This window comes from Thiomonas sp. UBA7699 (assembly GCF_002482605.1).
GTDB classification, from domain to species: domain Bacteria; phylum Pseudomonadota; class Gammaproteobacteria; order Burkholderiales; family Burkholderiaceae_C; genus Thiomonas; species Thiomonas arsenitoxydans.
In genome coordinates, this window is the sequence record NZ_DLGH01000001.1 from 166,656 (window position 1) to 185,673 (window position 19,018).

At 64.2% G+C, this 19,018-nt stretch carries 15 protein-coding genes; 13 read left to right on the top strand and 2 right to left on the bottom strand.

The features are described 5' to 3' along the window. Positions 1 to 2: 2 nt before the first annotated feature. The 5 genes from B3H47_RS00775 (at position 3) to B3H47_RS00795 (ending at position 5,840) form a co-directional block, all read left to right on the top strand. Positions 3 to 1,529, top strand: a complete 1,527-nt coding sequence (locus tag B3H47_RS00775) for an MFS transporter (RefSeq protein ID WP_286985424.1) — start codon at positions 3 to 5, stop codon at positions 1,527 to 1,529. Continuing rightward, positions 1,526 to 4,030: a plasma-membrane proton-efflux P-type ATPase gene (locus B3H47_RS00780; RefSeq protein WP_286985425.1), complete on the top strand. Its 2,505-nt coding sequence runs from the start codon at positions 1,526 to 1,528 to the stop codon at positions 4,028 to 4,030. Before B3H47_RS00775 ends, B3H47_RS00780 begins: the two co-directional genes overlap by 4 nt. A gap of 61 nt (positions 4,031 to 4,091) precedes the next feature. Next, positions 4,092 to 4,478, top strand: coding sequence for a hypothetical protein (locus B3H47_RS00785; protein WP_013123420.1), 387 nt, complete (start codon positions 4,092 to 4,094; stop codon positions 4,476 to 4,478). A gap of 51 nt (positions 4,479 to 4,529) precedes the next feature. Continuing rightward, positions 4,530 to 4,979, top strand: coding sequence for a universal stress protein (locus B3H47_RS00790; protein WP_156052944.1), 450 nt, complete (start codon positions 4,530 to 4,532; stop codon positions 4,977 to 4,979). Positions 4,980 to 5,060: 81 nt separating this feature from the next. Beyond that, positions 5,061 to 5,840 (top strand): Crp/Fnr family transcriptional regulator, encoded by a 780-nt coding sequence (locus B3H47_RS00795; protein WP_286985426.1) that lies wholly within the window; start codon positions 5,061 to 5,063, stop codon positions 5,838 to 5,840. Positions 5,841 to 5,861: 21 nt separating this feature from the next. Here B3H47_RS00795 and B3H47_RS00800 read toward each other — a convergent pair whose 3' ends face one another. Then, positions 5,862 to 7,271: a TolC family outer membrane protein gene (locus tag B3H47_RS00800; RefSeq protein ID WP_286985427.1), complete on the bottom strand. Its 1,410-nt coding sequence runs from the start codon at positions 7,269 to 7,271 to the stop codon at positions 5,862 to 5,864. Between the two features lie 146 nt (positions 7,272 to 7,417). On the opposite strand from B3H47_RS00800, the gene B3H47_RS00805 reads away from it, so the two are divergent. From B3H47_RS00805 to B3H47_RS00840, 8 genes are all read left to right on the top strand, one after another. Continuing rightward, positions 7,418 to 8,455 (top strand): efflux RND transporter periplasmic adaptor subunit, encoded by a 1,038-nt coding sequence (locus tag B3H47_RS00805; RefSeq protein WP_286985428.1) that lies wholly within the window; start codon positions 7,418 to 7,420, stop codon positions 8,453 to 8,455. After that, positions 8,439 to 10,256, top strand: coding sequence for an ATP-binding cassette domain-containing protein (locus tag B3H47_RS00810; RefSeq protein ID WP_286985429.1), 1,818 nt, complete (start codon positions 8,439 to 8,441; stop codon positions 10,254 to 10,256). Before B3H47_RS00805 ends, B3H47_RS00810 begins: the two co-directional genes overlap by 17 nt. 13 nt (positions 10,257 to 10,269) lie before the next feature. Then, the gene (locus B3H47_RS00815; RefSeq protein ID WP_286985430.1) at positions 10,270 to 11,385 is read left to right on the top strand and encodes an ABC transporter permease; all 1,116 of its coding nucleotides are present in this window, start codon (positions 10,270 to 10,272) and stop codon (positions 11,383 to 11,385) included. 3 nt (positions 11,386 to 11,388) lie between these two features. Beyond that, complete coding sequence (locus B3H47_RS00820; RefSeq protein WP_286985431.1) at positions 11,389 to 12,498, top strand: ABC transporter permease; 1,110 nt, start codon at positions 11,389 to 11,391, stop codon at positions 12,496 to 12,498. Positions 12,499 to 12,525: 27 nt separating this feature from the next. Next, a complete protein-coding gene (locus B3H47_RS00825) occupies positions 12,526 to 12,861 on the top strand; it encodes a hypothetical protein (protein ID WP_276706419.1) in 336 nt (111 codons plus the stop codon). Positions 12,862 to 12,983: 122 nt separating this feature from the next. Continuing rightward, a complete protein-coding gene (locus tag B3H47_RS00830) occupies positions 12,984 to 14,411 on the top strand; it encodes a dihydrolipoyl dehydrogenase (RefSeq protein ID WP_286985432.1) in 1,428 nt (475 codons plus the stop codon). A 9-nt stretch (positions 14,412 to 14,420) separates the two neighbouring features. Then, on the top strand, positions 14,421 to 16,808 hold the full coding sequence (locus tag B3H47_RS00835) for a plasma-membrane proton-efflux P-type ATPase (protein WP_286985434.1): 2,388 nt from the start codon (positions 14,421 to 14,423) through the stop codon (positions 16,806 to 16,808). Between the two features lie 12 nt (positions 16,809 to 16,820). Next, positions 16,821 to 17,951, top strand: coding sequence for an alpha/beta fold hydrolase (locus B3H47_RS00840; protein ID WP_286985435.1), 1,131 nt, complete (start codon positions 16,821 to 16,823; stop codon positions 17,949 to 17,951). 13 nt (positions 17,952 to 17,964) lie between these two features. On the opposite strand, the gene mbfA is transcribed toward B3H47_RS00840, so the two are convergent. Then, complete coding sequence (mbfA, locus tag B3H47_RS00845; RefSeq protein WP_156052936.1) at positions 17,965 to 18,963, bottom strand: iron exporter MbfA; 999 nt, start codon at positions 18,961 to 18,963, stop codon at positions 17,965 to 17,967. Between the last annotated feature and the right edge of the window lie 55 nt (positions 18,964 to 19,018).

Here is a 19,018-nt window from a genome sequence, read left to right on the forward strand (position 1 = left end):
GCATGGCAACCGCCATCCAGGCCGCGTCGCAGGGCGCTGCCGTTCACCCAGATCACGCGCAGATCATCGCCCTGCTCGATGCCGCGCCCATGCGCTTGCCGCACTATCTGGCCTGGGCGCTGGCTACCGGGGGCACGCTGATCGACGGTCTCTCGGTGTTCATGCTGGGCATGGCCATCCCGCTGCTGGCGGTGGGCCTGGATCTTTCGGCGCTGCAAACCGGGCTGCTTGGCGCAGCGCTGGTGGCCGGGGCCATCGGCGGTGCGGCGTGGGGCGGGCGCTTGGCCGACCGCTATGGCCGCAAATCGGTGTTTCTGATCGACATGGTCATTCTGGCCGTCGCTGCGGGCTTCAGCGCGCTGACCTGGAATGCCTGGGGGCTGATTGCCGCGCAATTCGTGGTGGGGGTGGGCATCGGCATGGATTTTCCTGTGAGCGGCAGCTATGTCGCCGAATGCATGCCGCACGACAAGCGCAGCCGCATGATGGTGGCCACCATCGCCTGCCAGTCGGTCGGGCTCATTGTGGCGGCGCTGCTGTCCCTGGCGCTGCTGCATCTTGTGCCCGAGCCCAGCGTGTGGCGCTGGTTTTTTGCCACAGAAATGCTGTTTGCGCTGCTGTTTTTGCTGGGGCGGTTGAATCTGCCGGAAAGCCCGCGCTGGCTGATCGGGCAGGGCCGCAACCGCGAAGCGGTGCACATGCTCGAACGCTTCGTGCCCTCGGACCGCCGCCAGCTCGAACGCATGGCCTCGCGCCTGGGCGATACGGTGCACTTCGTTGCCCGTGTGCCGCAGTCGGCCAAGCCGCAGGGCTACGGCCTGCTGTTTCACCCGGCCTACCTGCGCAGCACGCTGCTGAGCACCGTGCCGTGGTTTTTGATGGATATTGCGACTTACGGCGTGGGGCTGTTCACCGCCGTGCTGCTGGCGCAGATGCATGTGGCGGGCGAGGGGCTTGCTCTGGTGCCTCATGTGGCGGCGCTGGCGCGCGGTACGGGGCTGATCGATGTGTTCTTGCTGCTCGGCTTTGTCATCGGCCTATGGGCGGTGGCGAAGTTCGGGCGCATTCGCATGCAGCTCATCGGCTTTGGCGGCATGGTGTTCGGCATGGCGGCGTTGTGGTTGAGCACGGTGCTCGCGGGCGGCGATGCGGCGCATGCGGGGCTGGTGTTCTTCGGCTTCGTGGTGTTCAACCTGTTCATGAATATGGGGCCGAACAGCACCACCTACATCCTGCCCACCGAGCTGTACCCCACACAGTTGCGTGCCACGGGCGCGGGCTTTGCTGCTTCGGTCGCCAAGGTGGGCGCCACGCTCGGGGTGTTTGCCTTGCCGCTGATCAAGTCTTCTCTGGGCGTGCCGACGGTGCTGGCGATGATGGCGGGAGTGAGCCTGCTCGGGCTGCTCAGCACCTGGGCGTTCAGCATGTACGGCCACGGCCTCACGCTCGAACAACATCAAACGCAAACCCTGCCGAGGCGCCGCCCCAAGGCTGCACTGCTCGCATCCCCAACGGGGGGGAGAACATGAATCCGGCCAACCCAACGCTCGATGCCAAGGCCGTTGCCGCGACGCCTGCCGATGCGCTGCTGCAATCTCTGCACAGCACGGCGGACGGCCTCACCCAGGCCGAAGCTGCGCAGCGTCTGGCGCAGGGCGGCCCCAACAGCCTGCCGGAGCAGCATGTCAGCCTGCTCATGCGTCTGCTGCGCTATTTCTGGGGGCCGATTCCGTGGATGATCGAGGTCGCCGCGCTGCTCTCGGCGCTGGTGCGGCACTGGCCGGATTTCATCATCATCGTGCTGTTGCTGCTGTTCAACGCGGGCATCGGTTTCTGGCAGGAGTTCAAGGCCAGCAGCGCGCTCGATGCGCTGAAAAAGCAGCTCGCGCTCAAGTGCCGCGTCAAGCGCGACGGCCAGTGGACGCAGATCGACACCGCGCAGCTCGTGCCCGGCGATGTGGTGCGCGTGCGTCTGGGCGACATTCTTCCGGCCGACCTCAAGCTGATCGAGGGCGATTACCTCAGCGTCGATCAGTCGGCACTCACCGGCGAGTCGTTGCCGGTCAGCCGCAAGCTGGGCGAGGTGGTGTATTCCGGCTCCATTGCCAAGCAGGGCGAGATGGTCGGCGTGGTCTATGCCGCCGGGGTCAATACCTATCTGGGCAAGACCGCGCAACTGGTGCAGAAGGCCGGAGCGGTGTCGCACTTCCAGAAGGCCGTGCTCAATATCGGCGACTACCTCATCTACGTCAGCCTTGGGCTGGTGGCGATTCTGGTGCTGGTCGAGCTGCAGCGCGGTTTGCCTTGGATCGATCTGCTGCAATTCGCCCTCATCCTCACCGTGGCCTCGATTCCGGTGGCCATGCCTGCGGTGCTGTCGGTGACCATGGCGCTGGGCGCGCTGGCGCTGTCGAAAGAAAAGGCCATCGTCTCGCGGCTGGAATCCATCGAGGAACTGGCCGCTGTGGATGTGCTGTGCTCCGACAAAACCGGCACCCTCACGCAGAACAAGCTCACCCTGGGCGACCCGCTGCTGCTGGCCGCGCCCGATGCAGTCACGCTGAACCTGCACGCGGCGCTCGCCAGCCAGCCCGACAACGGCGACGCCATCGACCAGGCGGTGTACGCCGCGCAGCCCGTGCAAACCGCCACGCCCGCCGGTTTCACCGCCGCGGGTTTCACCCCCTTCGATCCGGTGGGCAAGCGCAGCGAAGGCCGCTGGACCGACGCGCAGGGCGCGCCGCTGGCCGCTACCAAGGGCGCGCCGCAGGTCATTCTCGATCTGTGCAAGTTGGATGACGCCACCCGCAGCAAGGCCACTGCCTGGATCGACGCCCAGGCCGCCAAAGGGCTGCGCACCCTTGGCGTGGCGATCAAGACTGGTGACGGCGTGTGGCAACTCGATGGGCTGCTCTCGCTGTTCGACCCGCCGCGCAGCGACTCCAAGCAAACCATCGCCGACGCCCGCAGCCACGGTCTGGCGGTAAAGATGGTCACCGGCGACAACGTGGCGATTGCCCGCGAAATCGGCGGGCAGCTCGGTATCGGCACGCATATCGTGGCCGCGGGCGATGTGTTCGATGCCGACAAGCAGCAGCCGGGCGTGAGCCTCGCCGACCGGATCGATGCCGCCGACGGCTTCGCCCAGGTCTTCCCCGAACACAAATACGGCATCGTCAAGGCGCTGCAGGACGCGGGGCACCGCGTTGCCATGACCGGCGACGGCGTCAACGATGCCCCCGCGCTCAAACAGGCCGATGTGGGCATCGCCGTCTCCGGCGCCACCGACGCGGCGCGCGCGGCCGCCGCACTCATCCTCACCGCGCCGGGGCTGTCCACCATCGTCAAGGCGGTGGAAGAGGCGCGGCGCATTTTCGAGCGCATGAACAGCTACGCCATCTACCGCATCACTGAAACCATTCGCATCATGGTGTTCGTGGTGGCGGCCATGCTGGCCTACAACTTCTACCCCATCACCGCGGTGATGATCATTTTGCTGGCCTTTTTCAACGATGTGCCCATCATGACCATCGCCTACGACCGCACGGCGGTCGATCCGCAACCGGTGCGCTGGGACATGCGGCGCGTCATCACCGTGTCCACGGTGCTGGGGCTGATCGGCGTGGGCGAAACCCTGCTGCTGCTGTGGTTCGCGCATGAAGTGATGAAGCTCGACATGGGCAGCATTCAGACCTTCATCTTCCTCAAACTGGCGGTCTCCGGGCATCTCACGCTGTTTGTCGCGCGTAGCAGAAAAGCTTTCTGGAAAAAGCCCTGGCCGTCACCCGCTTTGCTGTGGTCGGCCATTCTCACCAAGGCGCTGGCGACGCTCTTCGTGGTGTTTCCCCTGGGGCTGATTGCGCCCATCAGCTGGTCGGCGGTCGGGTTGATCTGGGTCTATTGCGTGTTCTGGGCTTTCGTCGAAGATCAGGCCAAGCTGGCGGTCTATCGCCACTTCGATCGCAACACGCCGCGGCACCGCAGTTTTTTGCATCTGCTCAAACAGCGCACATTCAAGCAAGGTCAATGAAATGGCGGGTGAGCGCTGCTAATGTTGTTCTTGTGTATTCACTTTCAAAGGGAGTTTCATCATGGCACATCGTCATGCAGTTGTTTGGGTCGATCATGCTCAGGCCCGCGTGCTGTTCATCGATCCGGCGGATATCGAAAAATCCATCATCATGCCCAAGGAGCATCCGCATCTGCACGTCATGAGCGGCACGATCGGCAGCGGCAAGGCGCCGGAAGACCAGCACTTCTATCACAAGGTGGCGCAAGCCCTGGTCGGCGTTCCCGAAGTGCTCATCACCGGCCCTGGGCAGGCCAAGCTGGCTTTGTTCAAGCATCTGCAGCACCATGACCCCGCTGTGGCCGAGCATGTGCTGGGTCTGGAGTCGGCCGATCATCCGACCGACGCTCAGCTCGTCGCCCACGCCCGGCATTACTTCAAAGCCAAAGACCAGATGCTCGGCATTTGATGCGGTTTCCCCTCTTTTTGTGTTCCTGTTCTATTCACCCGACGAGGCATCATGTCCACCTACAAAAAAATCCTGGTTCCCATAGACGCCAGCCAGACCGCGCAATCGGCCGCCGCCCAGGCCTCTGCGCTGGCGCGCGACCAGCAGGCCGCCATTCGCTTCGTGGTGGTGGTGGAGGCGAACGGACTGCTGAGTTCCTCGCCGGAATTTCTCAATGTGCTGGGCAACGATGCCCGGCTATTGCTCGACCGCTGGGTGAATGAAGCCCGCGCTCCGGGCATGGATGTCAGCTCCGCCGTGGTGGAAACCACGCAGGCCTTGCCGCGCGTGGCCGACGCCATCCTGGCGGAAGGGCATCGTTGGGGCGCCGATCTGATCGTCATCGGCAGCCATGGCCGCAGCGGCGTGCGCCGCATGATTCTGGGCAGCGTGGCCGAAGGCGTGTCGCAGCGCAGCACGGTTCCGGTATTGATCGTGCACGCGGGCGAACCCAAGGTTTGATTTGACCAGCGCGCGGCGCACCTTTGGTCACATTGTTCTGGAAAGGGCTTGTTAGGATGCGCGAATTCTCTGGATTCGCACATGAAACGGCATCCCATTCCCGCTCAGTTCCGCTCGCATCATCCGCATCCCTGTGACGGCAATCTGCCTGCAGACCTGAACGCGGTCTTGCGGCAGCGCGTGACCGAAGCCGCCGAGGCGACGCTGGAATTGAGCAGGGGTGAAACCCTGGTGCACAGCGGCATGCCCTTCAAACATCTCTACCTGGTGGTGAGCGGGGGTTTCAAGGCGGTAGAGATTGGCGAAAACGGCCAGTCGCAGATCGTCAGCTTTCACTACGCACGCGAACTGATGGGTTTGAGCGGGTTTGCACAGCAACGCTACACGACCGACCTGATCGCGCTGGCGCCCTCGTTGATCTGCGAATTTTCGGTGGCTGCGGTGGAGTCCATCGTTGGCGCTGACCGCAGCTTGCTCAATCATCTGCTGGCGTATGCGTCCGAGAGCCTCGCGCGGGCCGAGCATGACCAGTTCAGGCTCGGCAGCATGAGTGCCACGCAAAAAATCGCCAGCTTTCTGCTGCACAGGCAGGAGCAATTGCGTCAAGCCGGAGAAAAGTGCGATCAGTTCGAGTTGCTGATGACCCGAGAAGAACTCGGCAGCTACCTTGGCCTGAGCATGGAAACCATCAGCCGCCTTCTTTCGCACTTGCAAGAGCTGGGTGTGGTGCGGGTGGACAAGCGATTGATCGAGATTCTGAGTGAAGACCCATTGCGCGCCTGGCTCGACGGGGCAGTGACTCTGCCCGCATCGTCTTGCCACAAGCCCGCAGCCAAACGTGCTGCGCTCAAGCTGGCTTGATTTCGATCAACTCCTGTTTTATTAGCGCGCTGGTTCGAGCAGGGCGCTCAGGGTGTCGATGTCCCGGCGGTCGAGCTGACCTGCCGCGTTTTTCAGGCGCAGGGTGTTGACCAGTACGTCATAACGTGCCTTGTCGGCCTGACGCTGGGTTTCGTAGAGCTGAGACAGCGCGTTGAGCACGTCGATGTTGACCCGCATGCCCACTTTGAACCCGGTTTCATTCGCCTGCAGCGAACTGCGGCTGGAGGCAATGGCCGCGTCGAGCGCCTTCACCTGCGCCAGCCCGGATTGCACGCTGAGGTAAGCAGCGCGCGCTTGCTGCGCAGCAGCGAGGCGGGCCGAATCCAGATCGGATTGCGATTTTTCGAGCAGATGCGCGGTCTGTTCGACATCGCTTTGCACCGCATAGCCGGTGAACAACGGCCAGCGCATCTGCACGCCCACGCTGGCGACATTGGCGCGGTTGCTGAAGGGAAATAGCGGGCTGCCGCCCGTCGTCGCGTTGTGGTCGAGGCGGGCATAGGCGGAGACGGTGGGCCGAGAACCCGTGTCGGCCTTTTTCGCGCTGAGTTGCGCCAGTTTCACGCCCAATAGCGCCTCATCGACGCCGAGGTTATGTTCTTCGGCCTTGCGGCTCCACGAGTGCATGTCGCCAAGCGGCGCCTGCAGTGCCGTGCTGCTGGGCAGCGGCGCCAGCGTTTGCGTGGTGGTGCCCACTAACTGTTGCAGGCTGTTGCGCGTGAGTTCAAGCTGGTTCTCAGCCGCCAGCACTTGTGCGGCGGTGAGATCGACGCGCGCCTGAGCATCGCGCACATCGACAATGGTGCCGTTGCCCGCGTCGAAATTGGCCTGTGCCGATTTGACCTGTTGGATCACCGCTTTTTGCTGTTCTTCGAGCGAATGCAGGCTGTCTTGCGCGGCCAGCACGTCGAAGTAGCGCGCAGCGACTTGCAGCATCAGATCCTGGTCTTGCTGCACGAATTTCAGGTAGGCGATGCGCGCGGCGACATCCGCCTGTTCAACGCCGAGATGATCGGCGGGTTGATAGAGCGCCTGCGTGGCCACCAGATTGACATCGCGCGAGGTGTAGTTCCACTGAGTGGGCATGCCGAATTTCTGCAGCAGCGGGTTGTCGCTGTTGTCCTGCACATTGGCGCTCAAATTGGCGCCCGCCACCAGTTGCGGCAGCAGCTTCGACCGCGCCAGCGGCACGCCGGACAAGGCGGCTTGATAGTTTGCCTGTGCACTGCGCAGCGCCGGGTTGTGCTGCTGCGCCAGCGTGAAGACCTGCGCCAGAGTTTCTGCGCTGGACGTTCCCGCAAAGGCCAAGCCGCCGCCGACCACGCCGCCGATAAAACAGACGACGCGCAGGAGCCGAACATGACGCAGGCCACGCGCGCAGCGGCGGGCAGAGGGGACAGACGTTGCCATCGGGAATGTTGAGGTGTGAAGTGTTGCGGTTGATGCTACGCCCCACGGCACAGGCATGATTGATGTAAGTCATGCCCGGGCGGCAAGCTGGCGCGACAATGGAACATCCGTCCGCTCGCTCGTCTCAACACAGTCTTCGCACTCCCATGAAAAACAAAAAGCGGCCCTTGATCATTGTGGTATTGCTCCTCGTCGTGCTCGTCGCCGGTGGCGCTTACTGGTGGACCCAGCGGGCGAAACCGGTCTCGAACACGCTCACCCTCTACGGCAACATCGACATTCGGCAGGTGCAGCTCGCGTTCAACGATGCCGGGCGGGTGTCTGAACTTCTGGTGCAGGAAGGTGATGCCGTGCGCAAGGGGCAAGTGGTGGCCCGCATCGACGCGGTGCGCTACCAAGACGCGGTCAACCGTGCGCAGGCGGCATTGCTCGCGCAGCAGAATGTGCTGGCCAAGCTCAAGGCGGGCAGCCGTCCGCAGGAAATTGCCGAGGCGCGTGCCGGGGTGGACGCGGCGCTGGCGGCGCAGGCCAACGCCAAGGCTACTTATGCTCGGCAAAAGACGCTGGTGGAATCGGGCTTCCTGCCCCGGCAAAGTCTGGACAACGTCACCCAGCAGCTCGATACGGCAGCCGCCGGTGTGCAGCGCGCGCGCCAGGCGCTGAGCCTGGCGGTGCAAGGCCCGCGCAAGGAAGACATTGCCGCGGCTGAGGCGATGGTCAAGGCCGATGAATCTGCGCTCGCACTGGCCCAGCGCCAACTGACCGATGCGGTGCTGTATTCGCCCGAGAATGGCGTGGTGGAAAACCGCATTCTGGAGGTGGGCGACATGGCCGCGCCGCAAACCCCGGTGATGACCATCGCGGTGAACAACCCGGTCTGGGTGCGCGCCTATGTGCCGGAAACCGAGCTGGGCAAAATCGCTCCAGGCATGCGCGCCGACATTCTGACCGACAGCTTTCCCGGCCAGCCGTTCAAGGGCTGGGTCGGCAATATCTCCCCCACGGCAGAGTTCACGCCCAAGTCGGTGCAGACCACCGAGTTGCGTGCGCAACTGGTGTATCGGGTGCGGGTGTATGCCTGCAATCCCGATCAGAAACTGCGCCTGGGCATGCCGGTTACCGTGCAGGTGCCTTTGTTGAACAACGCGCCGCAATCGGTTCCCGAGCATGTCTGCCAACGCTGAGACTTCGGCCCGGTCTGAGCCGGCTGCAGAGCCTCCCGACGCAGCGCTCGCTGATGTGGCGCTTGAATTCGCGGCGGTGCACAAGCAGTTCAGGCAGGGCAACAGTGTGATCGATGCGCTCAAGGGCGTCGATGTGCGCATTCAGCAGGGCCGCATCACCGGCTTGCTCGGGCCGGACGGCGCGGGCAAGACCACGCTGATCCGCCTTGCCGCCGCCTTGCTCCTGCCCAGTTCTGGAGAGGTGCGGGTGCTGGGCCTGGACGTGCGGCAATCGGCCTCGGCCATTCAGCAGATGATCGGCTATATGCCGCAGCGCTTCGGTCTTTATGAAGATCTCACCGTTCAGGAAAACCTCGACCTCTATGCCGATCTGCAAGGCTTGAAAGCCACCGAGCGGCAATCGCGCTTCGACGATTTGCTCAAGCTCACCGCGCTCGGCCCGTTTTCGCATCGACGGGCGGGGGCGCTTTCCGGCGGCATGAAGCAAAAGCTGGGGCTGGCCTGCACCCTGCTGCGCGCGCCGCGGCTGCTGCTGCTCGATGAGCCGACTGTCGGGGTCGATCCCATTTCACGGCGTGAGCTCTGGAGCATCATCAAACTCTTGCGCAGCCAGAATGTCGCCGTGCTGGTGAGCACCGCCTATCTCGACGAGGCCGAGCAGTGCGACGACATCGTGCTGCTGCACGAGGGCAATGTGCTGGCGCATCAGCCGCCCCTGGCTTTTCGGGCACCACTGAAAGGCCATGTGTTTCTGGTGCGGCATGCGCAATGGCATCGCCGCACGTTGCAGGAATCGCTGCATGCGCGCGCCGGAGTGGTCGATGCGCTGGTGCAGGCCGAAGGGGTGCGGGTGGTGTTGCAGGACACCCAGCCCCTGCAGCAGCCCGGCGAAGACTGGCAGGCCGTCGAGCCGCGTTTCGAGGATGCCTTTGTCAGTTTGTTGCACACGGGCCTGCCTGCCCCGCAGACGCAGGCTGCGCCCAAGGTTGAGGCGGCTGTCGCTACTGTCGCCATTGCGGCCAAGCCCGATGAAGCGGCGCCAGCCGTGATTGAAGTGAAAGAATTACGCCGCTTTTTTGGGGCGTTTCAGGCGGTCAAGGGCATCAGCTTCAACGTGGGGAAGGGCGAGATTTTCGGTTTGCTCGGCGCCAATGGCGCGGGCAAGAGCACGACTTTTCGCATGCTCTGCGGCCTGCTGCCAGCGTCTTCCGGCACGCTGCGCGTTGCGGGCGCGGATCTGCGCACGGCCAGCGCAGACGCGCGCGAGCGCATCGGCTATGTGTCGCAGAAATTTGCGCTCTACGGCAATCTCACTGCGCGGCAGAACCTGAATTTTTTCGCCTCGGCCTATGGCCTGCGCGGCGCACGGCGCAAACAGCGGCTGGCCTGGGCCTTTGATGAGTTCGACCTGAGCGAGTATGCCGATGCCGAGGCCATGGACCTGCCGCTGGGCTACAAGCAGCGGCTGGCGCTGGCTTGCGCGCTGATGCATGAGCCGTCCATTCTGTTTCTCGATGAGCCGACCTCCGGCGTCGATCCGCTGGCGCGGCGCGAGTTCTGGCAGCGCATCAACCATCTGGCCGAATCGGGGGTGACCGTCATGATCACCACCCACTTCATGGACGAGGCCGAGTATTGCGATCATCTGGTGCTGATGTCGCTGGGCGAGATTCTGGCTTTTGGCACGCCCCGCGAGATTCGCGGGCGCATTCGCACCGACGCGCTGCCCGATCCGACGATGGAAGATGCCTTCATCGCCCTGATTCAGTCGCACGAGGCGCAGATTCGCCGCGCTGCATGAGGAGACAGGCCCGATGAACCGGCAACGTCTGCGCGGACTGGTGCGCAAGGAGTTTTTGCAGATCATCCGCGACCCCTCCGCCATCGCCATTGCTTTTGTCTTGCCGGTGCTGTTGTTGCTGCTGTTCGGCTATGGCGTGTCGCTCAATGCCCGCGACGTGCCCTTGGCGGTGGTGGTCGATCAGCCCAGCGCGCAGACCAGCAGTTTTGTCGGCGGGCTGCAGCAGTCGGCGTTTTTCGCGCCTAAGCCCTATCCCGATATTGCCGCGGCCCGCCATGCGCTGATGACCCGTCAGGTGGACGGCATTGTCTGGCTGCGGGGCGATTTCACCCGGCTGGCGCTTACCGGCCGCTCTGCCCCCGTGGCGGTGTGGATGAACGGCGTGGACGCCAACAACGCCCGCATCATGGAGGGCTATCTGCAAGGCGTCTGGCAAAACTGGCTGCAGCTCGAAGCCGAGCGGCAGGGCAAGCCCTTGCTCCTGCCCGTCAGCGTGCAGGCGCGCATCTGGTTCAACCCGGCGGTGCGCAGCCGCGACTTTCTGGTGCCGGGGCTGATTGCCGTCATCATGACCTTGATCGGCGCCTTGCTCACTGCGCTGGTCATCGCGCGAGAACGCGAGCGCGGCACCATGGAAGCGCTCATGGCCAGCCCGGTGACCATGGCGGAAATTCTGCTGGGCAAACTGATTCCTTATTTCGTGCTCGGCATGGGGGGCATGGCGCTGTCGGTGGCCATGGCGGTGTGGCTGTTCGCCGTGCCGCTGGTCGGCAGTCTGTGGCTGCTGGTGCTGTGCTCGGCGCTGTTCCTGCTGGTGGCGCTGGCGATGGGGCTGCTGATTTCCACCCTGGCCAACAGCCAGTTCGTCGCCGCGCTGGTGGCGGTCATCGTCACCTTCCTGCCGGCCTTCATTCTGTCGGGGTTCATTTTCGACATCGACTCCATGCCGACGGTGGTGCAGTTTCTCACGCATCTGGTCGCCGCGCGCTATTACGTCGCCATTTTGCAGACCGTGTTTTTGGCGGGTAATGTCTGGCCGGTGATTCTGGGCAACAGCGCCGCGCTGATGGTGATGTGGGCGATATTCATGGGCATTGCCTGGCGCAAATCGCACAAGAGACTGGACTGAACCATGTGGGGCCGCGTCGTTGCACTCGTCATCAAGGAACTGCTCATGCTGCTGCGCGACACGGCCAGCCGCACGGTGCTGATCGGCCCGCCGCTCATTCAGCTGCTGGTGTTCGGCTATGCCGCCAGCTTCGACCTCAACCATATTCCTTATGCGGTATACAACGAAGACCCGGGCTACGCCTCGCGCGAACTGATCGCGCGCTTTTCCGGCACGGACACCTTTCGCCAAGTAGCCACCATCACCCACGATGCGCAGATCGCCCCGCTGATCGACAACAAGGATGCGCTGCTGGTGCTGCACATCGGCCCGCACTTCACCCGCGATTTGCTGCGGCATCAACCGGCCAAAGTGCAACTGCTGGTCGATGGCCGAGACTCCAACACCGCATCGCTGGCGCTGAACGATGCCAATAGTGTGCTGTTCGCTTTCAATGAGCAATGGGCTGCGCAACACGGCTGGCGCGGCCCGCCGGCCAGGCTGGAAATTCGCTCCTGGTTCAACCCCAATCTGCTGTCGCGCTGGTTCATTCTTCCGGGCATCGTGGCTCTGCTCACCCTGGTGGTCACCTTGCTGGTCACCGGGCTGTCGGTGGCGCGCGAACGCGAGATGGGCACCTTCGATCAGCTGTTGGTCACGCCCCTGCGCCCGGTGGAAATTCTGCTGGGCAAGGCGTTGCCAGGTTTCATCATCGGTGGGCTGGAGGCCGCTTTTATCGCCATCGTCACCATACTCTGGTTCGGCGTGCCGTTTGTGGGCAGCGTGCTGGCGCTGGGAGTCGGGCTGTTTTTTTTCCTGCTCGCCGCAACCGGCATCGGGCTGATGATCTCGTCCATCGCCGTGACCCAGCAGCAGGGTTTGCTGGGCGTGTTCATGTTCCTGGTGCCGTCCATCATTCTGTCCGGCTTTGCCACGCCCATTGCCAATATGCCCGAGGCGGTGCAGTTGCTCACCTATATCAACCCCATGCGGTATTTCCTCATCATCACCCGCGGGGTCTATCTCGAAGGCTATGGCGTGAGCGACCTGATGTCGCAATACTGGCCGCTGGCGCTGATCGGCGTCGTCAGCATGGCGTTTGCCGCCTGGCTGTTCCGTCACCGCATGGACTGATGGGGTGATTCCCAAGGAGACCTCATCATGTTGCGCGTGCTGATCATCGAGTGCCTGTTGTTTGCCCTATTGGGCGCGGTGGCGTTTCGCCTGCTGTATGCCTTTATCGCCCGAACCTGGGCCGTGTGGGGCATCAGCCTGCTGCTGATTGCACTGATCAGCGCACTGACCTCGGGCGCGGTCGATCCCCGCTGGGTTCAGGAATTCGGGGGCGACTCGCTGACCGGGTTTTCGCCGGGCATGCTGCTGGCCGCGCGCGCCGTGGCGTGGATCGCTGGCTGCGTGCTGGCTTGGCTGGCGTTGCGCCGACGCGCTGCATTGGGTTTGGAACAACCTGAAAACATGCCGCCGGGCAACGATTAACGACGTTGCATTTTGGAGCGTGTCTGACATTCGCAGGTCTGGCGAGCTTGATGCAAGTCAAACGCCATGTTGCGCCGCCGCAATCCAATGCTTTGCATTCTGCATAGAGTCTGGAGGATGGAATGGCACTCGAATTTTCAACCCCGCTGACCGCCCTGAGCGACGACGTGGATGTGCTCGTGCTCGGCGCCGGTGGCGCTGGGTATCCAGGGGCCTTTTTTCTCGCTCAGGCCGGGCGGTCGGTGCTGATGGTCGATCCGATCGGCAATCTCGGCGGCGACTGTCTGGCCGAAGGTTGCGTGCCTTCGAAGGCGGTGCGCGAGGCGGCGCTGGTGCGCAGTCTGGCAGACAAATTCGACGGCTTCGGTCTGCGCGGCGGCAAGCCCGTGGTGGACTGGGGCGCGGTGCTGGCGCACAAGGATCGCGTGCAGAACACCCGCTACGAGCAACATGCGCGCGAGATCGCCGCGGGCGGCGTCGCCTTCGTGCAGGGGCGCGGCGTGATCGTCGCGCCGGGTCGCGCGCGCATCGATGCTGGCGATGGCAGCGGTTCGCGCGAAGTCCGCTTTCGCCAATTGATCCTCGGCACCGGCTCGACGCCCGCGCGCCTGCCCATACTCGGGGCTGATCTGGCGCTGACTTCGCACGATCTGTTCCGCCTCGGCGCCGATCTGCCGCTGCCGCAACACCTCGTCATCATCGGCGGCGGCTACATCGGGGTGGAGACGGCGTCGATGCTGCAGGCCCTCGGCGCCCAGTGCAGCATTCTCGAATATGCGCCTCAGGTGCTGCCAGGGTTCGATGCCGAACTGGCGTCTTTTCTGCATGCCAGTCTGTCGCAGCGCGTGCGCATCGAATGCTCCGCGCAGGTGCTGAGCATCGCGCGCGATGGCGATGGCTATCACGTGCGCTACAAGCAGGGCGGCGGCGAGCGCAGCCTGCAGGGCGACGCCGTGCTCATGGCCACCGGCCGCGTGGCCGTGCTGCCTGAAGGTGTGGAGCACCTCGGTCTGGCGATGGAGCGCGGGCATGTCAAAGTGGACGACACCCTGCGCACGTCCAACCCGCAGGTATGGGCGCCGGGAGATATCAATGGACGCAGCATGTTGTTCCATTCCGCCGTGCGGCAAAGCCTAGTGGCCGCGCACTGCATCGCTGCGGGCGGGCAGGCGGTGGATCGCATGCCGTTCCACGCCGTGCCCATGACGGTGTTCACCGAGCCCGAACTGGCTCATGCAGGACAGACCGCAGCGCAGGCCGAAGCGGCGCTGGGCGCCGACGCCGTGGCCGTGATGCGCTACGACTATGCCGAAGATTCGCGGGCGCAGATCTATGCCGAAACGCAAGGGTTCATCAAACTGGTGTTCAATCGCCATGACGCCCGCTTGCTGGGGGCGCAGATCGCCGGCATGGACGCCGCGCAGCTGATCGCCCCGCTGGCGCTGGCACTCGAACAAGGGCTCGGCGCCAAGGCCCTGGCCGATACGGTGTTTCCGCATCCCATGCTCAGCGAAGGCATCAACAAGGCCGCACGCGCCTTCAAGTTATAGGAACCCACGATGGCCGCAAAGACCCCTGCCCAAGCTGAAGCCGAGCCCGTGCAGTCGGGCGACTGGCCAGAGACAGATCCCAGCAAGGGGCTGAGCGCGAGCGAGGCCGCCGCACGGCTGGCCCGTGTCGGGCCCAATGCCATTGCCGAACAGACCGTCCCGGCGTGGCGGCAACTGCTGGCGAAGTTCTGGGCACCGGTGCCGTGGATGCTCGAAGCCGTCATCGTGCTGCAGGTGCTGCTCGGGCGCGGGCTGGAATCGCTGGTCATCGCCGTGCTGCTGGTGTTCAACGCCGTGGTGGCGTTCGTGCAGGAACAGCGCGCCAAGGATGCGCTAGCGCTGCTGCGCAAGCAGTTGCACGTCAACGCGCGCGTGCGGCGCGACGCGCAGTGGCAGCAGATTGCCGCCGAGCAGGTGGTGCCGGGCGATGTGGTGCACATCCGCGCTGGCGATATCGTGCCGGCCGATCTGCGGCTGCTCGATGGCGCCGTGTCGCTCGATGAGTCGGCGCTCACCGGCGAATCGCTGCCGGTGGACGCGGGTGCGGGCAAGCCGGCCTACACCGGCGCGATCGTGCGACAGGGCGAGGCCACGGGCGTCGTCACCGCGACCGGCGCACGCACCTTCTTCGGCCACACCGCCGAACTGGTGCGTACCTCCAACGCACCCAGCCACATGCAAAGCACCATCTTCGCCATCGTCAAACGGCTGGTGGTGTTCGACCTCGTGCTCGTGGCCATCGTCATCGGCTTCGCGCTGTGGCATCACCTGCCCTTGCTCGACACGGCAGTATTCGCGCTCATGCTGCTGGTGGCCTCGGTGCCGGTGGCGCTGCCTGCCACCTACACCCTGGCGACAGCCGTGAGCAGCCAGTTGCTGGCGCATCAGGGCGTGCTGGTCACGCGGCTGCCCGCAGTGGAGGAGGCGGCGGCGATGGACACGCTGGTGTCCGACAAGACCGGCACGCTCACGCAGAACAGCCTGCGCTATGCGGGCGCCACGGCGCTCGTGCAGGGCGCAGACGAAAACACCGTGCTGCGCGCCGCCGCGCTGGCCAGCGACGATGCCACGCAAGACCCGCTCGATCTGGCCCTCCTTGCCCCCGCGCGTGAGCGCAGGCTGCTGGCCGATGCACCTGTGCGCAGTGCCTTTCACCCCTTCGACCCCGCGACGCGGCGCAGCGAAGGGCTCTACACCGTGGACGGCCAGCCCTGGCGCGCGATGAAGGGCGCCGCCACGGTCATTGGTCCGCTGTGTCATCTCGACGCCGCGCAGCAGGCTGCGCTGGACGCGGCGGAGAAACAGCTCGCCGCCAGCGGCGCGCGCGTGCTCGCGGTGGCGGCGGGCGCGAATGATGCGCTGCAGTTGCTGGGCGTGGTGGGCTTGTCCGATCCACCCCGGCCAGACGCCGCCAACCTCATCGCCCAGATCAAGCAGCTCGGCGTACGCGTGTGCATGGCTACCGGAGATGCCGAAGAAACCGCGCGCGCCGTCGGCGGCGAGCTGGGCCTGGGTACGCGCGTGTGCCACATTCAGAAAGACGTGGCGCTCGACCCCTCGCAATGCGATCTCTACGCGCGCGTGCTGCCCGAGGACAAGCACCACATCGTCGCCGCGCTGCAAAAGGCCGGGCATGTCACCGGCATGACCGGCGATGGCGTCAACGACGCGCCCGCGCTGCGCCAGGCCGAGATGGGTATCGCCGTGGCCAGCGCTACCGATGTGGCCAAGGCGGCCGCCGGGGTGGTGCTCACCGACCCGGGGCTGGGCGGGGTGCTCACCGTGGTGCGCGCCGGGCGGCAGGTGCACCGGCGCATGCTCACCTACACCCTCAACAAGGTGCTGCGCACGCTGGAAATTGTGGTGTTCCTCACTTTCGGCCTGCTGCTGACCGGGCATTTCGTCATCTCGCCGCTGCTCATCGTGCTGATGCTGTTCGCCAACGATTTCGCCACCATGAGTATCGCCACCGACCGTGTCCACCCCTCGGCCCAGCCGCAGCACTGGCAGGTACGCCGACTCATGGGCGCGTCCATCGTGCTCGCGGTCTTGAGCCTGCTGTTCGCCTGGGGCGTGTATGTCTGGGCGCAGGCGCAGGGGCTGAGCCTGGCGCAGTTGCAGACCGTGGTGTTCCTGATTCTGGTGTTCGGCAATCAGGCTGGCATCTATCTGCTGCGCAGCAACGGCCCGCTATGGTCGCTCGCTCCGTCGCGCTGGATGGCGGCAGCCAGCATGGGCGACGTGATCATCGTTTGTCTGCTGGCGGCTTTCGGCGTGTTGATGGCCGCTTTGCCCGGATTCGTCGTGGGCATGGTTTTACTGGCGACGGTCGTTTTCACCCTATTGCTGGATTTGTTGATCAAGCGAGCCCTGTTCCGCCGCTTTGCCATTGCCTGAAGGAGGTTTTCCATGTCTGACCCCAAGCCTAAGCCCGCCAAACCCAATCTCAACGTGCCTTTTTTCTGGCCGCTGCAACTCGCGGCCGATATGGCCGAGCAGGGTATGGAGCTGGCGGCGCGTAATGTGAAGTTTCTCGACGAGGAGTTGCTTCTGCACGGGGGCATCAAGCCTAAGCTCGCCACCGAGCACACGGTGCGGCTGAAGCTGCGCACCCTAGATCTGTGCGACTACTCCGCGCCCGGCGCCAAGGGCATTCCCACCCTGGTCAATGCGCCCTACGCCGGCCACACCTCGATGATCGCCGACTATCACGAGGGCCAGAGCCTGATGCAGACGTTGAAAAACAGCGGAGTTGGCCCGCTATTCCTCACCGACTGGCACAGCGCCACGCCGGACATGAAAGACCTCGAAGTCGATCAATACCTCGGCGACTTTCTCGCCTGCATCGACGACCTTGGCGGCCGCGTCAACCTCGTCGGCTTGTGCCAGGGCGGCTGGATGGCGGCGATGCTGGCCGCGCGCTTTCCCGACAAGGTCGCCAGCCTAGTGCTGGCGGGCTCTCCCATCGACACCCACGCCGGTCACGGCCCCTTGCTGAAAATGGTCAAGCAAACGCCGATGAGCTTCTATGAAGAACTGGTGGAAAGCGGCGGCGGGCTGATGTTGGGCAAATACATGCTGGCCGGCTGGAAGAACATGCACCCCGAGCAGCACTATGTGCAGGAGCACATCGACCTGTACGAGCACATCGACGATCCGGTCTGGCTGAGCAAGACCGAAGCCTTCGAGCGCTGGTATGAAAACCCGCTGAACCTGCCCGGTCGCTGGTATCTGCAGGTCATCGATCAGCTGTTCAGACGCAATCTGCTGGCCAAAGGCCAGTTCATCGGCCAGGGCCGTGCGCTGCACCTCAAAGACATCACCTGCCCGCTGTATCTGCTTGCGGGCGAGAGCGACGACATTACGCCGCACGAGCAGGTCTTCGCCGCTGAAACCCTCTGCGGTACACCCGCCAGCCAGATCGAGAAGCGCATCGTGCCTGGCGGACATGTGGGCCTGTTCATGGGCAAGCGCACGCTCGACGAGGCGTGGCCGCAAATCGGCGCGTGGATCAAGACCAATGGCGTTACCAGGTCCTAAACGCCGGCTGTGATTACGCGCTGCCGATCAGGATGCCCGTGGCAAAAACCAGCAAACCGCCGACAACCACCTGTAGCACCGCCAAGCCGAAGGGCGAATCCATATAGCGCTTGCGAATCCAGGCAATCACGATCAACTCCACGCCGACCACGAGGAAGGCCAGCGTGGTGGCGAGGTGGAAGTTCGGGATCAGGTAGGGCAGGGTGTGGCCCAGGCCGCCCAAAGCGGTCATCAGACCGGTGATGCCGCCGCGTAGCCAAGGGCTGCCACGCCCGGTGAGCGAACCATCGTCTGACATGGCTTCGGCGAACGCCATGCTGATGCCAGCGCCCAGCGCGGCTGCGAGGCCGACCAGAAAGGTGGCCCAGGTGTCATGCGTGGCGAAGGCTGCGGCGAACAGCGGCGCTAGGGTAGAGACGGAACCGTCCATCAACCCCGCCAGGCCAGGTTGAACGAAGCGCAGCACAAAGGCGCGGCGCTGGGTTTCGCGCTCGGAGCGTATGGCTTGCGGCGTGATGAACTGGTTGCCGAGCGCTTCGGCTTTCTGCTCGTGCGCAGCTTCAGCGGCGGCGAGATCGCCGAGCAACTGGCGAATGCCGGTATCGGTCGCGTGCCGCGCGGCCTTGGCGTAGAACATGCGCGACTCGGCTTCCATCAACTCGGCCTGGGCGCGAAACTTGTCCAGATCGATCGGCTGCACCAGCCACAGCGGCTTGCGCTCGATAAAGCCGCGCACGTCCTGGCGGCGAATGAGCGGAATGCGATCGCCAAACCGTTTGCGGTAGAGATCGAGCAGACGATGCCGGTGTGTGTTTTCTTCGGCCGCCATGCCGCGGAACAGCGCGGCCGTGTCGGGATAATCGGCGTTCAACGCCTGCGCGTATTGGCTGTAGATGCGCGCGTCGTCCTCTTCGAGCGAAATGGCCAGGGCGAGCAACTGCTGCTCGTTCAAGCTGGAGAAGTCCAGCGTGGCGGTGTTGCCGGGCATGGAGAACAGCGAGCTCAGGTTCATTTTTGGGGCATTAAAAACAGTGCGATTGCCCCCATTGTTCGTGCCGATGGAATTT

Excerpts from the sequence above, each read along its gene's own strand:
- B3H47_RS00810 (WP_286985429.1), top strand. The coding sequence starts at position 8,439 with ATGTCTGCCAACGCTGAGACTTCGGCCCGGTCTGAGCCGGCTGCAGAG.
- B3H47_RS00820 (WP_286985431.1), top strand. The coding sequence starts at position 11,389 with ATGTGGGGCCGCGTCGTTGCACTCGTCATCAAGGAACTGCTCATGCTG.
- B3H47_RS00835 (WP_286985434.1), top strand. The coding sequence starts at position 14,421 with ATGGCCGCAAAGACCCCTGCCCAAGCTGAAGCCGAGCCCGTGCAGTCG.
- B3H47_RS00830 (WP_286985432.1), top strand. The coding sequence starts at position 12,984 with ATGGCACTCGAATTTTCAACCCCGCTGACCGCCCTGAGCGACGACGTG.
- B3H47_RS00805 (WP_286985428.1), top strand. The coding sequence starts at position 7,418 with ATGAAAAACAAAAAGCGGCCCTTGATCATTGTGGTATTGCTCCTCGTC.
- B3H47_RS00800 (WP_286985427.1), bottom strand. The coding sequence starts at position 7,271 with ATGGCAACGTCTGTCCCCTCTGCCCGCCGCTGCGCGCGTGGCCTGCGT.
- B3H47_RS00780 (WP_286985425.1), top strand. The coding sequence starts at position 1,526 with ATGAATCCGGCCAACCCAACGCTCGATGCCAAGGCCGTTGCCGCGACG.
- mbfA (WP_156052936.1), bottom strand. The coding sequence starts at position 18,963 with ATGAACCTGAGCTCGCTGTTCTCCATGCCCGGCAACACCGCCACGCTG.
- B3H47_RS00840 (WP_286985435.1), top strand. The coding sequence starts at position 16,821 with ATGTCTGACCCCAAGCCTAAGCCCGCCAAACCCAATCTCAACGTGCCT.
- B3H47_RS00785 (WP_013123420.1), top strand. The coding sequence starts at position 4,092 with ATGGCACATCGTCATGCAGTTGTTTGGGTCGATCATGCTCAGGCCCGC.
- B3H47_RS00775 (WP_286985424.1), top strand. The coding sequence starts at position 3 with ATGGCAACCGCCATCCAGGCCGCGTCGCAGGGCGCTGCCGTTCACCCA.
- B3H47_RS00815 (WP_286985430.1), top strand. The coding sequence starts at position 10,270 with ATGAACCGGCAACGTCTGCGCGGACTGGTGCGCAAGGAGTTTTTGCAG.
- B3H47_RS00825 (WP_276706419.1), top strand. The coding sequence starts at position 12,526 with ATGTTGCGCGTGCTGATCATCGAGTGCCTGTTGTTTGCCCTATTGGGC.
- B3H47_RS00790 (WP_156052944.1), top strand. The coding sequence starts at position 4,530 with ATGTCCACCTACAAAAAAATCCTGGTTCCCATAGACGCCAGCCAGACC.
- B3H47_RS00795 (WP_286985426.1), top strand. The coding sequence starts at position 5,061 with ATGAAACGGCATCCCATTCCCGCTCAGTTCCGCTCGCATCATCCGCAT.